The sequence below is a fragment of the Streptomyces sp. NPDC006624 genome (assembly GCF_040611555.1).
Taxonomy (GTDB): Bacteria; Actinomycetota; Actinomycetes; order Streptomycetales; family Streptomycetaceae; genus Streptomyces.
The window spans coordinates 43,440-56,909 of record NZ_JBEXOM010000015.1; the positions used below are offsets into that span (position 1 = coordinate 43,440).

Here is a 13,470-nt window from a genome sequence, read left to right on the forward strand (position 1 = left end):
CACCCCATGCCCAACTACGAAGCGGCCGTGCGTGTCCTGACTCAGGACGCGCTCGGCAACCAGCGCTGGAACGGCCTGACTCGTGAATGCGAATCCATGCCCACCAGCGCGTACCACGAGATGCGCGACGGCGCGGCAGCGATCGTGCAGCGCCTGGCCGGGGCCGTGAACTGGCCCCGGCTGCTGTTCGAGGCGGCTTCCCGTCACCTACGGCTTCACCCCGACCTCGAAGCCGAGGGCGACCCGCACTACCCCGCCCCAGTGGACGGCGTGTGCGGCGAATGCCTTCGCGAGGCCTTCCTGGCCGACGACACCGGGGCCCAGAACTGGGACGCCCGCCCCGTCGCGCCCCGCGAACACCTCGATACGGACTGGCCCGCGATCGTGGCGGCCGTCTTCCGTCACCGCGCGGCAGCGCACTGGCACCCGTTCAAGAACCAGTAGCCGCCCTCGCGCCCCTCCCCTCCACCGCCTCACCTCTTCAGGAGCTTCTCGTGCCCGTCGCCCGTTATGCCCTTCAGTACGCCGCCCAACTCGCTTCCCTCCTGGGGCCGCAGTGGCGCGCGGCGAGCGCCGACTCGTCGACGTTCGCCGTACTCGAAGGCCCCGGTGTCGAATTCGACGTCCGCACCACCGCACCCGTACGGGCGCACACCCCGGTGACGGTGTCGACCCGCCCGCGGGGAGATCTGGTCTGGAGCAGGCGCTCGGACTACCGCGGAGAGGCATCAGGGGTCATCGGGGCCCCGGGGCCGGTCGCCGATGAGATCCGCTCCCACATCATGCCCGCCTGGCAGGAGTTGGTCACCGAGCTTGAGGCCCGCACGGCCCGGACGCAGGCGGCGATCCGGCACTTCGCTCCCCTCGCCGCCGAGATCACCGGGGCGACCGTCTCCTACGGCTCGCGCCCCGGTGTGGCCGACATCCGCTGGGAGGGAGGCCGCGCCGTGCTGTGGGCGAGCGACGAAGGACTCATCTCCTCCCCTTCCATCGAGATCACCAGGGCGCGCGGTGCGGACACCGTGTTCGCCGTGCTGCACAGCGCGGCGGGCAAGGCACGGCGGTTCAGCATCGGCGACATCGGCGAGGCGGCCGCCCTGCTCCTCGGCGACGGCTGGAGCGCAACGTCGTCACCGTGGGGCGTCGCCGCGCATATCGCGCACCGGGACACCCCCGGCGCCGGCTACACCCTGGCTGTCGCCGAGGGCCACCTGTACGTGTCGGCCGACCTCGTCGACGAGTCCCGTACCTACCTGAACGACGTGTCCGACGCCGACGAGCTGGAGGTGCTCGGTGCCTGCGTCTGCGCCGTCGTGCGCCGCTTCCACAACGACAGCTGATCTGCACCGGCCGGGGAGCTGTCCGCGCCCCGGCCCCACGTCCACTCTCCTCCGGCAGCACGGACGACCGCAGTCCGTTCGGGCCGGCTTCTGCGCGAAGGCTTCCGTATGCGTCCTCCTGTGCTCCTGGACCTCTCCCCCACCCGCACCGTGCCGTTCGCCGGGCAGACCATGGGCCAGTGGCTCACCGGCATCCTCGAAGAGATCCGCGATCTGTACCGGGCTGATCAGGTGCCCTGGGTGGTGGGCTACAGCGGCGGCAAGGACTCGACGCTGTGCCTCATGCTCGTGTGGATGGCGCTGGCCGGCCTGCCTCCGGCCGAGCGCACCAAGGTGGTGCACGTCATCAGCACCGACACCGGTGTCGAGAACCCGGTGGTCGCCGCCTGGGTGAACGCCTCGCTCGACTCGATGCGGCGGGCAGCCGCAGAGCAGGGTCTGCCGATCGAGGCGCACCGGCTGACGCCGGCGGTCGAGGACTCGTTCTGGGTATGCCTCATCGGCCGCGGTTACGCCGCGCCGAGGCCGAAGTTCCGGTGGTGCACAGAACGTTTGAAGATTAAACCTTCGAATGCGTTCATCCGCGCTGTGGTGGCCGCGTTCGGCGAGGTCATCCTGGTGCTGGGCACCCGCAAGGCCGAGTCGCGGGCGCGGGCGCGGACCATGACCCGCCACGAGAAGCGCAGGGTGCGCGACCGTCTCAGCCCGAACGGTTCGCTGCCCAACTCCCTGGTGTACTCGCCGATCGAGGACCTCAGCAACGACGAGGTGTGGGAGCTGCTCATGCAGCATCCCAACCCGTGGGGGCACAGCAACAAGGACTTGCTCACCATGTACCAGGGGGCGTCTCCGGACGCCGAGTGCCCGCTGGTCGTCGATTCCACGACGCCGTCGTGCGGCGACAGCCGGTTCGGCTGCTGGACCTGCACGCTGGTCTCCGAGGACAAGTCGATGCAGGCCATGATCAGCAATGACGCGGAGAAGGAGTGGATGCTGCCGCTGCTGGAGCTGCGCAACGCCCTGGACGTGGACGATGACCGGGAACTGAGGGACTTCCGGCGAATGAGCGGACGGCTTCATCCGTATAAGGGCCGTCTGGTGCACGGCGCCTATCTGCAGCAGGCCCGTGAGGAGTGGCTGCGCCGGCTTCTGGAGGCGCAGACGTGGATCCGGGAGAACGGGCCCCAGTACGTCCGGGACCTGACCTTGATCACCTTGGAGGAGCTGCGGGCCATCCGGCACGAGTGGGTGTACGTCAAGCACGAGATCGAGGACTCGCTTCCCGGCATCTACCAGTCTGCGACCGGTGAGCCCTATCCGGACCCGCCGGTGGACAGCGCCCTGGCCGTGAACGGTGCCGAGATGGTCGACACCCTGCGCGAGGTGTGCGGGGACGACGAGCAGCAGTTCCTGATGATCCGCGAACTCCTGGGCGTAGAGCGGGCCTTCCGGACGATGACGCGCCGCGCGGGTCTGTTCGACGCCCTGGAGAAGGTCGTCAGCAAGTACGCGTTCGAGGACGAGGAGGACGCTCTCGACTTCGCGCTCAGGCGGGAGCAGCACACGGCCGAATTGCGGGACCTGCCCCGGTCCGGCGCCCGCGCGGCCGGCGAGCCGCAGCCGTCCCCGCCACCGGAGGAGCGTTCCCCTACGGAGGCGGAGACGTTGGCCGCGGACCTGCGTGCCGCCGGACTGGTGCCGGCCGACACATCGTCGGATGGCCCGTAGGCCGGAACCTCATGGCGTTTGCCGTGCGGCTCCGGCGCCGGGAAGGCCGGCCGGAGCTGCTCAGGCCCCCTTGGCGGCTTCCTTGAGCTTGGACCCGGCGGAGACCTTCGCGCTGTAGCCGGCCGGGATCTGGATCGGCTCGCCCGTCTGCGGGTTCCGCGCGGTGCGCGCCGAGCGGTGGGTGCGCTCGAAGGTCAGGAAGCCGGGGATGGTGACCTTCTCGTCGCCCTTGGCGACGACCTCGCCGACCGTCTCGGCGAAAGCGGTCAGCACGGCATCGACGTCCTTGCGGGCCACCGAGGCTCGGTCAGACAGTGCGGCGATCAGCTCACTTCGGTTCATACAGCATCTCCGTATCTCGTGACATCGCACCACGGCGTAGCGGCGCGACGGGTCGGTCAATCCTTGCATCCGCCACGAGCCCTCCCGCCGCCTGCAGGGCGGTGCACTGCGGCGGCATCTGTACAGTCCACTGGCTCAGCCAAGCAGCGTCTGCTTGTGTGCCGGCGGGTCGGGCACGGGGGTGTACGTCATCTGGTCGGCGAGCTGGCGTAGCCCGTCGGGTTCGGTATGTGCATTGGTGATTCCTTCGGCCGCGCTTTTGAACTGCTGGAGTCCGCCCGGAAGCGCCCGATAGCCGCGCTTGACTGCCCACCTCGAGCCCGGCAGGTCGCCGTCCTGGAGGTAGCGGTGGGCCAGTTCCCGCGCCGCGCTCATGATGGCCTCGGTCATCTCCCGGAGGTAGGGGGCTGCCCATCCGTACCGGTCCGGGCGTATGGCTTCGGCGAAGGGTGGGCCCTCGACGAGCTGAAGGGCGGCGCGCAGGCATCGTGTGCCGGTCGGCGAGCGATCGCTCTCGCCCAGGGCAGCAAGTGCGCGGAACTGGCTCCAGTCGCTGGTGACTGACGGGGCGAGGACGTATCCGCTCTCTGGGGTCCACTTGGGGAAGTGGTCGACTCCGAGCCAGGCCCGCAGTCGGCTCATGGCCGTGTTGCGGCTGTCCGCGCGCGTCACTTGTTCTGGCCACAGGGCTGCATCCATGGCGTGCCGGTCGGTGCCGGGGTTCAGGTGGAGCCAGATCGCGTACTCGGTTAGCCGCGAGAGACGCTTGGTCTCGACGCGGCCTCGGGCACCGTGCACTTGGGGGGACCCCAGCAACATCAGGTAGATGCCGGCCGACGGCTGGGGGAAGGGCAGCCTGGCCCAGTCGATGGCCTGTTCCCGCTCGACGGGGACAGGAGGCTCTGCTGGTTCCGGGCGGTCCTGTTCTGGCAGCGGCAGCGTGTGGAGCAGGCCTTCCAGCACGCCGCACGTGATCGCCCATCCCTCGGCGAACATCTCCTCCCGTGCGTCGCAGTCGGCGGTGCTCGGCATGGTCCACGGCGCATCGGGGCGAAGGATCTGCCATGCGGGGTCCTCGGGCTGGCAGAGGGACTGGATGACAACCAGGGCGGCCGCTCGCCAGCGGGCGAGGTCGGAGATCGGACTGTTGGCATCGAGTGTCTCGGCCTCCTGGAGGAGGCGATGAGTGATCTGCCCGAGGCGGTACACGGAACCCGGGTGAAGGAACTCGGAATGTCGGTGGACCGACACAGGGGCGGTGGAGGGGAGCGCGGAGAGAGTGGTCATGATGCTCCAGATCAGATCCCTTGCTGGACTGCGGTGTTCACTGCTGTCGGAGGCCACCGCTGGTGCGCGCTTGGTTCAGCGGGCCGGTGATGTGCAGGTGGTGCTCCACGTCGCCACGGCGGGCACGTCGGGACAGGCCTCGCGACCGCCTTGCGCCGAAGAACGTCACGGGGATGCCGGCACGGTGAAGCCGAGCAGGGGATGGGTGATGAAGCAGCGGGCATGTCGCCTCCGTGGCATCGAGGAACCCGGTCGGGTATCTACGTGCCTATAGAGGCGTGAAATGTGGTGTCCGTGTGACATGGACGTCCGGCTTTTCTGCGCCACGGACGACTCAGGCCCCGGCGGACGCGCCGGGGCCTGAGTGAGAAGTAGCGGGGACAGGATTTGAACCTGCGACCTCTGGGTTATGAGCCCAGCGAGCTACCGAGCTGCTCCACCCCGCGTCGGTGCCCCTGACTATACGGGACAGGCGAGACCCTCAAACCGGATATTGCTTAATTGGTTTTACTGCGGTAGACTTGAGATCGCTCGGGCGGACGGCGCGCCACGCCGGCTGCGGCCCTACACAGCCCGAGGGAAACCGCCGATCCAGGAGAACCCCTTGTCCTTCCACTCACCTACCGAGCTACGGCTCGTTCTCCGCCAGGACGTCACCGTGCCCGCCGTCGGGATGTTCGACCGATTCACCGGGCATGCCCGCTATCAGGTCACCGGTGACGAGATCCGCGGCACGTTCATCGTCGTCCCCGAGACCGCCCCCGGAAGCGACACCTGTCTCGTTCGGGTCATCTACGGCGATCATCCCGAGACGCCGCAGCGCGAGCGGGTGGACGAACCCCGCATCCGCCGGACCCGCGTGCGTGGCGAGTGCGGGCCGCTCGCGGTCGATGCGCTGCCTGATGCGTCCCGGCTGGACGCGCGCGGCCAGTGGGTCAGGTCGGACGGGACACTGCGACCCGTTCCGCGCAGCACAGCGCGGTCGCTGGCCGAAGTCGTGCGCGCCGTGGTCGCGCACTGGGCCACCCGGCCCAACCGACTCGGACTTGTCAGGGCCGCCGCGCGCCATGCCCAGCAGCAGCCCGACACCCCGCGCCAGGCGGCACGGGAGGCGATGGAGCGGGAGCTGGACAGCATCCGCGCCCAGATCAGGCAGCACTGGTCCGTCCTCCAGGAGCTGGAGGCGGTCGCTCAGGCCGACACCCCGGCGCTGCCGGTTCTGCCGCCGCTCCTCCACATCGACTACCTCGACCCCATCAGCGGCAGCACCGGCATCCTCTCGGCCCGCCCCCGGCTCAACCCTTGCGACGGGACGATCACTTACAGCGTGACAGGGGGCACACGGGTGCGCGGAGACTTCACGGTCGGCCCGGTGCGCCTCAGCCGCGACCCTCTCCCCGGCGGGGTGAGCGTCCAGCTCGGAGCCGGTCTGCTCCCCGACGGAACGGGCCGGGAGGGCGAGCCGGTGGTCAACGGCATCCGGCTGCGAGGCTCGTGGAACTGCACCGACGCCGGGGCGTTCACGCTGGCGCTGCCCGAGTCGATTCCGGGTGTCCGGCGGGCCGACCGCCCCGACCGTCCGCTGCCCGCCCACACGGCCGCGTGGATCAGCAGCGTCATCCGGGCGCTCGCGGTCGCTTACCGCGACCGCAACGACGTGGACGTGCTGCGCCTGGTCGCCGGGAAGAACCGGGTGGACCAGCTGCGCCAGGCTCCTGCGCAGGCAGTCGCCGAACTCCGTCGGCACGAGGCGGCCGCAGAGGCACGCCTCACCGCCGCCCGAGAGGCCGAAGCCGCCTTCGCTTCTCTGTCCGCCTGACGCCGGGCGGGGCCGCCGCGCTCCCGGGAACGGGACAACGCAGCCCCGCTCGTTGTTTAATTGGATTTATTGCGGTAGCATTGTCCTTGCAGCGGGCGTGAGACGCCTCATCTCCCTCACGTGACCGCAGACCCGCGCTCCGCACTCATCCGGCTGATCAGCCGGCCCACACCGAAGCCAGGAGCATCTCGTGAGCGCACCCATGACCATCATCGTGGTCACCGCCGATGACCTCTGGGCGGCAGCCGCAGAGATCGAGCAGCACGGCCGAGTCGAATGGGCAGACCAGGGCGGCAACACCGTCCGCCTGGAACTCCCCCGCACGACAACGGCCGCCGACTCGTAACAAGGAAGAACCATGCACACACCCGATACGGCGGAAGTCACGTCACTCGCCGCCGAGGTCGCCGCACTGCTCCCCCAGCGCCACAACACCGGCTGGACCGTCAGCCCGGCCTCGGTCGCCGCCTGTCCGGCCGCGCGCCTGAGCGACGGCCCCCGCCACTTCCTCCTGGCGACGGACGGTGGTCGTACCACGCTGCTCACGGGAACGCCGCACACGGCCGAGGTGTCGCTCACCGTCGCGGGCAGCGCTCCGGCTGCGGTGGCGAGCGCGGCACTGCGTTCCCTGCTCCCCCGCATCGACGGTGCCGTCGATGCGCCCCCGACCAAGCAGCCGCACCGTCTCGCGTACCTCGCCGAAGTCGATACTCGGCTCCGTGAACTCGGCACCCTGTCCCAGCAGTTCGACCGCGCCGACAACACCACCGGGCTGGCCTGGCAGTGCCACGACGCGACCGTGAGCTTCACCCTGCGCGGCGCGTGCGCCACAGGGGCGGTGAGCTTCGCCGGAGGACTGGAAGCCCTGGAACGGTTCCTTGCCCCGTTCCTCCCGCCACATCCCGGGCCGGGCCGTGTCCGCGCCGCTGTGCAGCGCGGCTGCGGCGGCGTCGCCCGGCGCGTCGTGGCCGCGTACCCGCATGCCGTCGAATGCGATGCAGACGGCTTCGTCCGGTTCGCGGACGCAGACGGCGGGCCGCTCCAGGGCTGGGTGATGCCGCGCGACGTGAACGGGCCGGTCGGACCGAGGACACCGGTCACGGCCGGAATCATCGGCGTCGGCGTCGACCTCGTACTTTCCGCGCTGCCCACGATTACCTGAGCCACGCCCACGCGCGCAAGCAGGGCCGGTCCGTCACCACCCGGTCCCTCGTCCACACAGCAACACCGCACCACCGCACCACCCGATCCGAGGAACCTCCGAAGTGAGCACCGCAGTCGTCACGAGCACGTTCACCCATCCCGACGTCGTGGCAGCGATCGACGCCGGAACGAAAATGGCCGCCGACGAGTCCGGCCGTTCCCTCACCTCCGAACGCTTCACCTGGGCCACCGCAGCCGCCCTGACCTACCTCGACAGCACCGAGGCGCCATGGGCAGACGTACAGGCCCGGCACCTGGAGATCACGGCCGCGCAGGCCGCCGCCGGCCGGGGCGACGAGGTCGAGGACACGTCGGACCTGTACGAAGGCATGCGCTACAGCCGGGGGCAAGTCTCGGCTGCCGTGAACGCGGGAGTCGACGCCGCCGCCGAAACGATCCGCGAGCAGTGCGCGGACGACATCGACAACCTGACGGTGAACGCCATCCTGACGCTTCTGGACCACCCCGACGCCTCCTTCGCCGACGTCGTGGCCGAGTGCTACGACGGCGACGGCGCCGATGACGTCAGCGGCTGGCTCGCCGAGGTCCCGGCCGACAGCGACGCCGACTTCGAGGCCCTCCAGGCGGCCCGGATCGACGCCTATCTCCGATCCGTCGGCCTGTGACCATTCCGCGCATCCCTGGCGCCGGGCGGCAGCCCGCCCGGCCCCCCGAAGGAAGGAATCTGTCGTGTCCGTAGTCCTGATCGGCCGGTGGGACGCCGAAACCCTGGAGATCGAGGAGTCCCACACCGTCGGCGACGGAGACCAGGAAGCGATCGACACCCTGCTCAGCGGGCGCACCGGCGACTGGTGGTCATGCGAGTACCTGGTCGACCGTCACCGTGACGCCGTTCAGCTCGCCTACGAGGGCCTTGCCCCCGGACAGGCTCTCGTCGACGAGGCCGAGGGCTTCGATCCCTCGCCTTGAGTCCGGCCTGCCGGCGCTATGGGGCGCCGCGCGGCGGCCCCGTCTCCTCCCGGTTCACATTGTCCACGGGGAGCGTGCAGGGCTGCTGCCGCGCCGTCAGGCCCCCTCGATAGCGGGCGGCAGAGCGATGGCGGCGGCCTCCTTCGCGGACTCCAGCGCGGCGGTGAACGTGGCCGCGACGGCCGCCGCCTGGGCGTTCATGCCGTCGATCTCCGCTACAGCGTGATCATGGCGAGCAGTGCGGGCCAGGAGTTCGAGAACATCCGCGCTGCCCTCGGTGAGCTGCCGGATCTGCTTCAGCTCCTGGAAACGGTCGTCGGCCCGGCGGACTTCGTCGGCGTACGCCTCCAGGGCGACGACCCGGCGTTGGATGCCTTGGAGACTGGCGGCGAGGGACTTGCGGCGTACGTCGATCACTGCGGCGACCATGCTGCCCCGGGGCCTGTCGGGTTCTGCCTTCATCAGACGGCTGTACTCGCGCAGGGCCTCGGCGATCTCCCACTCCTGGTGGGGAAGGGCCACCTCGTTGCGCTGTCGGTCGATCAGGTCGCAGCAGTGCACGGACGAGCCGAGTACGGTCCTTCTCGCCTGCTGGGCACGGGCCAGGAGCGATCGGGCCTCGTCCGTCAACTGCGATGGCTGTACGTACCGTGCTCGGGACTCGTCCAGTTCCCGCAGCGCCGCGTTGTAGGTGGCCGTCTCCATCACCCTGAAGACGATGAGGACCGCGAGCCCGGTGACCGCGAGCGGCCAGAGCCGCTCGATGCCGCCGTGCAGCGCCTCGAGCGTGTTCCCCACCGTCTCGTGGAGGGCGTCGGAGAGGCTGGCCGTCGGCAGGTCGTCTGGAGGCTTCTGCGTCCGGTCGGCGCCGGTGGCCCGCCACATCAGTGCGGCACCCGCCGCTACGACGCCCCCGCGTACGATCTCGGGCGCCGCCGCCCGCCACGGGCTTCTCCGGCGGCCGCTGTATCGGTGCGGGTGCTTCTCCGCCTCGCGCAGCAGCTGGCGGGCCGACTCGGGCAGTTGCGGATCGGCGACCGGTTCAGCCGCCTTGCCCGGCGGCGGCACGGCCTTCGTCACGGCCCTGATCTTTCGCTCGTACGCCTTCGCCGGCGCATGCGTCCGTGCTCCCCGCAGGAGGGGGCGCGCTCGTCTGACCGTCCGCCCGCTGTCGCCTGTTTCCGCAGCGGCGGGCCGGGGCGCACCCGGCCTCCGCACGATGACCGTCGGCAGAGGCCGGGTGCGCCTGGCCGTCCGGCGGGCCCCGCCCTTCATGCGTGGGTGATCATTCCGGTGACGAACCACACCGCCCAGATCAGGGGCAGGACCGCGACGTACGCCATCGGCCGCTGGTGGACGGGCTTTCCCTCCTGGATGCGGGAGGCACCGTGGGCCGGCGGACCGGGCGTCGGCAGGGCGGCGAGCTTGCGGCTGGCCAGGAGGTTCCAGACCAGAGTGAACGGGCTGAAGAACACCAGCGAGAACGGAGACCACCAGCCCTGCCACAGGGTCTTGGTCGTCAGCTCGCGGACCAGCGCCGTGCCGCACGACCGGCAGAAAGGTCCGTCGATCTTGTGGAAGCGCATCATCAGCAGCAGACCCTGGTGCGCGCGCACGGTGACGGCCGCGGCCGGCTGGGCGCCGCAGATGCGGCAGGCCAGTACACCGCTGTGCCAGGCGGGGTGGGCGGATGACCCGGAGGCCTGCGCTGCGTCGGGGGCGGGCATCGTCCACGGCGGGGGCGTGTAGGCGGAGGCGTGGGGGTTCGGCTGCGCGGCCGGGGTGCTCATCAGACGGTCTCCTGGAATTCGGAAGGGACAGAGGCGGTCCACCTGTGCCGGGTGGCCGGTGGGCGGAAGGGGCTGCTGAGCCAGTCGCTGCCCGTCGGTCTCGCCGCGGGGGTGAGCGCGGCCACGGGAGTGGTGACGGGCTCGGTGAACGGGGAGGAGCTGGGGCGGGGAGCCTGCAGAACGAGGCGAGGCGGTGGCGCGGCGGCGTGTGAGAAGCGCGGCTTCAAGGCGTCGGACGGGGTGCGCGGGGCCTGGCGAGCAGGCCGCGCCTGGTATGCGCGGCTGCGGCCGGTGAGGTTGCGGTACCGCGGTTGGACGGCGGGGCGCGGCGGGGAGAGGGTCGTCATGCGCGATCCCGGGTCAGTCGTTGCAGCAGGCCTGCGAGGGGGGCGTGGTCGTAGGGGGTGATGCGGATCAACGCGTGGGCGGCGGCGAAGCCGGCTCCGCCGGGGCTGGTGTCGCGGTCGGAGTGGAGCCAGGCGGCGACGGCGTTGTTCAGGGTGCGACGGCTCTGTTCTTGAGGCCCGCCGAGCCGGTGGGTCGCGACGGCGGCCTCCGCGTAGAGAGAGGCCGCGGCAGCGTTGTCCCGGGCCATCGCTGCGAAGTACGCCTGCAGTTCGGTGCCCATCGCCACGTACGGGTGATCGCGGCCGTGCTGGGTGATGAGGTGCTGGGTGGCGCGGCGGGCGGCCTGCTGCGCGGCGCGCCACTGCCCGGCGCGCTGGGCTGCTCGGACGGTTGCCAGCAGACCGGTTTCTTCGGGGATGCCCTGGTTCCAGAGCGGGTCGACGACATGGGCGCCGGTGGGCGGGTCCTGGTCGGCGTGGATCGTGCCGTCCTCGGTGATCTGCTGACGCTCGACGTGCCCGTTGGGGTGCCCGATGGACAGCTGGATCGGTCGGTTGTGCTGCGCGGCGGCGGCGCGCAGCGGTCCGCGTACGCGTTCGATGAGGGCCTCGAGCTGGTCGGGCGGGCCGTCGTGCAGGAGCCCTTGGGCATGGATGCCGCCGCGGGGCAGGACGATGAGGGTCTCGTGGATGTCGGTGGTGGGTGACGGGCCCAGGAGCATGGTGTGGCTTCCTCGGTAGGGGGCTGGCGGGGCGTGGGCCGTCAGCGGGAGTCGACCAGGGCGTAGCGGTAGTCGAGGATCTCCGGCTTGCCCTGGCGGGGCAGGTGGACGACGGCTTCACCTTGGAAGCTGTCCACCACCAGGGAACGCGGCGTCTTGTTGTAGACCGACTCCCGCTTGCCGGGGGAGATCTGCAGGCCGGCGTTCGTGACGAGGGACTCCTCCTTGTGGGCGAGAGCAGTGATCGCCAGGACCCCGGAGGAGGTGGTCAGGGTGTACGTCTTGTTGTGGGTCGGCGTGATCGGGAAGAAGTTCACCGTGGCCTTGGACCCGAGGTGGTCGCGGCGTTCCTTGTACGTCTTGAGGATGGCCTTGGCGTTGTCGTTGGCATGGGAGAGTTTGCTGCCGTCCTTGGTGCCGCCGGTGGTGAAGAGGTCTTCGATGGCGTTGGTGACGCCGCTGGGTGCGAGGTTGCCGACCGGGGTGTCCTGGTCGGCGGGGACGGCCAGTCCACCCTTGATCTGCGGAGCTGGAAGCGGTTGCTGCGGGAACAGGGAGATGACCTTCTTCCAGGTGCCGCCGGTGTCGGCGGACTTCTCGAAGATCATGAATGTGTGATTCGTGCCGTTGGTGGAGGCCGCGGCCGCGAACCAGTTGCCGGTGGGCGGGATGTAGAAGGTGCGCCGGGTGAAGTAGAAGGGGGTGCTGTATTCCTTCTTCTCCTTCGCGCTCAGGGTGTCGAACTGCTCGTAGTCGGCCTTGCTGCGGGCGTAGAGCTGGCCGGCCTCCACCGTGGCGAGGAGGCCCGCGTCGCGGGTCTTGTTCGCCTTGTTGTTGACCTCTTGGTAGTGGTCGAGGATCTGGTCGGCCTCGGCGCGGGTCACTGCGCCTCGGGGTGCCGCCGTGGTGGCGGGTGTGCCGGTCGGGCCGTTGTGGGCGCTGGGGCCGCAGGCGCTCAGTGCTGCTGCTGTCGCGGCTGCCGCGGCGAGCAGCAGGGTGGTGCGCTGGGATCGGCGGTGCTTCGGCAGGATGTGGACCATGGCCGGGGTTCCTTCCACGGGTGGTGCGGGTGGGCGGTGTGCGCCCACTGCGTGTTCCGGGGCGGGCTGTTCAGGCGGATGTCGGTCTAGGCAGCACCGGGCAGGCGGCGCACGCCGAGGGCCAGGTCTCGGGCAAGGGTGAGGGCGGCGCGGATGCCGTCGGGTCCCGGGTTGGCCTGGATGTGGCGGAGCAGGGCCGAGCCGACCACGACGCCATCGGCGTACTCAGCGGCCTGGTGTGCCTGTTCGGCATTGGAGATGCCGATGCCGACGCTGATCGGGAGCCGCGTGTATGCGCGCAGCCGGTCGACGAAGGCGGGAAGGTCTGGGGCGAGGGGGCCGGTGTGGCCGGTGACTCCGGAGGTGGCGGGGGCATAGATCATGCCGCTTGCTGCGGCGCAGATCCGGCCGAGGCGTTCATCGCTGGCGGTGGGCGGGGCAAGGGGAACTGCGTGCAGGCCGTGACGGCGGGCGGCGGCGAGCCAGGGACCGGCTTCTTCGAGGGGGAGGTCCGGGATGAGCGCGCCGGCTGCGCCAGCTTCGGCCAGTTCGGCGGCGAACCGGTCGGCCTGGTCGGCGACGGGCTGCCAGTACGTCATCACGAGCACGGCTGCCCTGGTGGCTGTCCGGATGGCGCGCACGGCGGTGAACAGGTCCTTCATACGGAATCCGGCGTCCAGGGCCTGGCGGGTGGCCTGCTGGATGGTCGGGCCGTCGAGGACCGGGTCGCTGAACGGCAGGCCCACTTCGACGACGTCGGCGTGCTGCGCCAAGGCTTGGAGGTTGACGAGGCTCTGCTCGACGGTGGGGAAGCCGACGGGGTAGTACGCCGCGAATGCGGCTCGCCGCGCGGCGCGGGCGGTGCGGAAGGCCCGGTCGAACGCGGCGGGGCCTGGCGTGAGGGTCATGGTGGTGTCCGTTG

At 70.3% G+C, this 13,470-nt stretch carries 15 protein-coding genes and 1 tRNA gene; 8 read left to right on the forward strand and 8 right to left on the reverse strand.

All coding sequences use genetic code 11. The annotated features are described in order from the left end of the window. Positions 1–6 precede the first annotated feature (6 nt). The 3 genes from ABZY20_RS25350 (at position 7) to dndC (ending at position 3,068) form a co-directional block, all read left to right on the forward strand. The gene (locus ABZY20_RS25350; protein WP_356443956.1) at positions 7–444 is read left to right on the forward strand and encodes a hypothetical protein; all 438 of its coding nucleotides are present in this window, start codon (positions 7–9) and stop codon (positions 442–444) included. A 50-nt stretch (positions 445–494) separates the two neighbouring features. Next, positions 495–1,340, forward strand: coding sequence for a hypothetical protein (locus ABZY20_RS25355; RefSeq protein WP_356443957.1), 846 nt, complete (start codon positions 495–497; stop codon positions 1,338–1,340). A gap of 171 nt (positions 1,341–1,511) precedes the next feature. Then, positions 1,512–3,068, forward strand: coding sequence for a DNA phosphorothioation system sulfurtransferase DndC (dndC, locus tag ABZY20_RS25360; RefSeq protein ID WP_356444165.1), 1,557 nt, complete (start codon positions 1,512–1,514; stop codon positions 3,066–3,068). A gap of 60 nt (positions 3,069–3,128) precedes the next feature. Here dndC and ABZY20_RS25365 read toward each other — a convergent pair whose 3' ends face one another. From ABZY20_RS25365 to ABZY20_RS25375, 3 genes are all read right to left on the reverse strand, one after another. Continuing rightward, positions 3,129–3,410 carry an HU family DNA-binding protein gene (locus tag ABZY20_RS25365; RefSeq protein ID WP_007490405.1) on the reverse strand — a complete coding sequence of 94 codons (282 nt, stop codon included), beginning with the start codon at positions 3,408–3,410 and terminating at the stop codon, positions 3,129–3,131. A gap of 135 nt (positions 3,411–3,545) precedes the next feature. Further along, entirely contained in the window at positions 3,546–4,697 is a 1,152-nt protein-coding gene (locus tag ABZY20_RS25370; RefSeq protein ID WP_356443959.1) for a bacterial transcriptional activator domain-containing protein, read from the reverse strand. 372 nt (positions 4,698–5,069) lie between these two features. Continuing rightward, a tRNA-Met gene (locus ABZY20_RS25375) sits at positions 5,070–5,143 on the reverse strand. Positions 5,144–5,355: 212 nt separating this feature from the next. On the opposite strand from ABZY20_RS25375, the gene ABZY20_RS25380 reads away from it, so the two are divergent. From ABZY20_RS25380 to ABZY20_RS25400, 5 genes are all read left to right on the forward strand, one after another. Next, entirely contained in the window at positions 5,356–6,516 is a 1,161-nt protein-coding gene (locus ABZY20_RS25380; RefSeq protein WP_356443961.1) for a hypothetical protein, read from the forward strand. A gap of 190 nt (positions 6,517–6,706) precedes the next feature. Further along, positions 6,707–6,862, forward strand: a complete 156-nt coding sequence (locus ABZY20_RS25385) for a hypothetical protein (RefSeq protein WP_167546265.1) — start codon at positions 6,707–6,709, stop codon at positions 6,860–6,862. Between the two features lie 12 nt (positions 6,863–6,874). Continuing rightward, positions 6,875–7,678: a hypothetical protein gene (locus tag ABZY20_RS25390; protein ID WP_356443963.1), complete on the forward strand. Its 804-nt coding sequence runs from the start codon at positions 6,875–6,877 to the stop codon at positions 7,676–7,678. A 103-nt stretch (positions 7,679–7,781) separates the two neighbouring features. After that, entirely contained in the window at positions 7,782–8,345 is a 564-nt protein-coding gene (locus ABZY20_RS25395) for a hypothetical protein (protein ID WP_356443965.1), read from the forward strand. A 64-nt stretch (positions 8,346–8,409) separates the two neighbouring features. Continuing rightward, positions 8,410–8,649, forward strand: a complete 240-nt coding sequence (locus tag ABZY20_RS25400) for a hypothetical protein (protein WP_007490411.1) — start codon at positions 8,410–8,412, stop codon at positions 8,647–8,649. A gap of 96 nt (positions 8,650–8,745) precedes the next feature. Here ABZY20_RS25400 and ABZY20_RS25405 read toward each other — a convergent pair whose 3' ends face one another. The 5 genes from ABZY20_RS25405 to trpA form a co-directional block, all read right to left on the reverse strand. Then, positions 8,746–9,729 (reverse strand): hypothetical protein, encoded by a 984-nt coding sequence (locus tag ABZY20_RS25405; protein ID WP_356443967.1) that lies wholly within the window; start codon positions 9,727–9,729, stop codon positions 8,746–8,748. Between the two features lie 191 nt (positions 9,730–9,920). Beyond that, on the reverse strand, positions 9,921–10,439 hold the full coding sequence (locus ABZY20_RS25410) for a hypothetical protein (protein WP_356443969.1): 519 nt from the start codon (positions 10,437–10,439) through the stop codon (positions 9,921–9,923). A 343-nt stretch (positions 10,440–10,782) separates the two neighbouring features. After that, the gene (locus tag ABZY20_RS25415) at positions 10,783–11,508 is read right to left on the reverse strand and encodes a hypothetical protein (protein ID WP_356443971.1); all 726 of its coding nucleotides are present in this window, start codon (positions 11,506–11,508) and stop codon (positions 10,783–10,785) included. A 41-nt stretch (positions 11,509–11,549) separates the two neighbouring features. Further along, positions 11,550–12,548 (reverse strand): hypothetical protein, encoded by a 999-nt coding sequence (locus ABZY20_RS25420; protein WP_356443973.1) that lies wholly within the window; start codon positions 12,546–12,548, stop codon positions 11,550–11,552. Between the two features lie 86 nt (positions 12,549–12,634). Next, positions 12,635–13,456, reverse strand: a complete 822-nt coding sequence (gene trpA, locus ABZY20_RS25425; RefSeq protein WP_356443975.1) for a tryptophan synthase subunit alpha — start codon at positions 13,454–13,456, stop codon at positions 12,635–12,637. Positions 13,457–13,470: the final 14 nt, after the last annotated feature.

Bases quoted from the DNA above. Each gene is read 5' to 3' on its own strand.
- ABZY20_RS25370 (WP_356443959.1), bottom strand. From the start codon at position 4,697: ATGACCACTCTCTCCGCGCTCCCCTCCACCGCCCCTGTGTCGGTCCAC.
- ABZY20_RS25410 (WP_356443969.1), bottom strand. From the start codon at position 10,439: ATGAGCACCCCGGCCGCGCAGCCGAACCCCCACGCCTCCGCCTACACG.
- trpA (WP_356443975.1), bottom strand. From the start codon at position 13,456: ATGACCCTCACGCCAGGCCCCGCCGCGTTCGACCGGGCCTTCCGCACC.
- ABZY20_RS25415 (WP_356443971.1), bottom strand. From the start codon at position 11,508: ATGCTCCTGGGCCCGTCACCCACCACCGACATCCACGAGACCCTCATC.
- ABZY20_RS25350 (WP_356443956.1), top strand. From the start codon at position 7: ATGCCCAACTACGAAGCGGCCGTGCGTGTCCTGACTCAGGACGCGCTC.
- ABZY20_RS25365 (WP_007490405.1), bottom strand. From the start codon at position 3,410: ATGAACCGAAGTGAGCTGATCGCCGCACTGTCTGACCGAGCCTCGGTG.
- ABZY20_RS25390 (WP_356443963.1), top strand. From the start codon at position 6,875: ATGCACACACCCGATACGGCGGAAGTCACGTCACTCGCCGCCGAGGTC.
- ABZY20_RS25420 (WP_356443973.1), bottom strand. From the start codon at position 12,548: ATGGTCCACATCCTGCCGAAGCACCGCCGATCCCAGCGCACCACCCTG.
- dndC (WP_356444165.1), top strand. From the start codon at position 1,512: ATGGGCCAGTGGCTCACCGGCATCCTCGAAGAGATCCGCGATCTGTAC.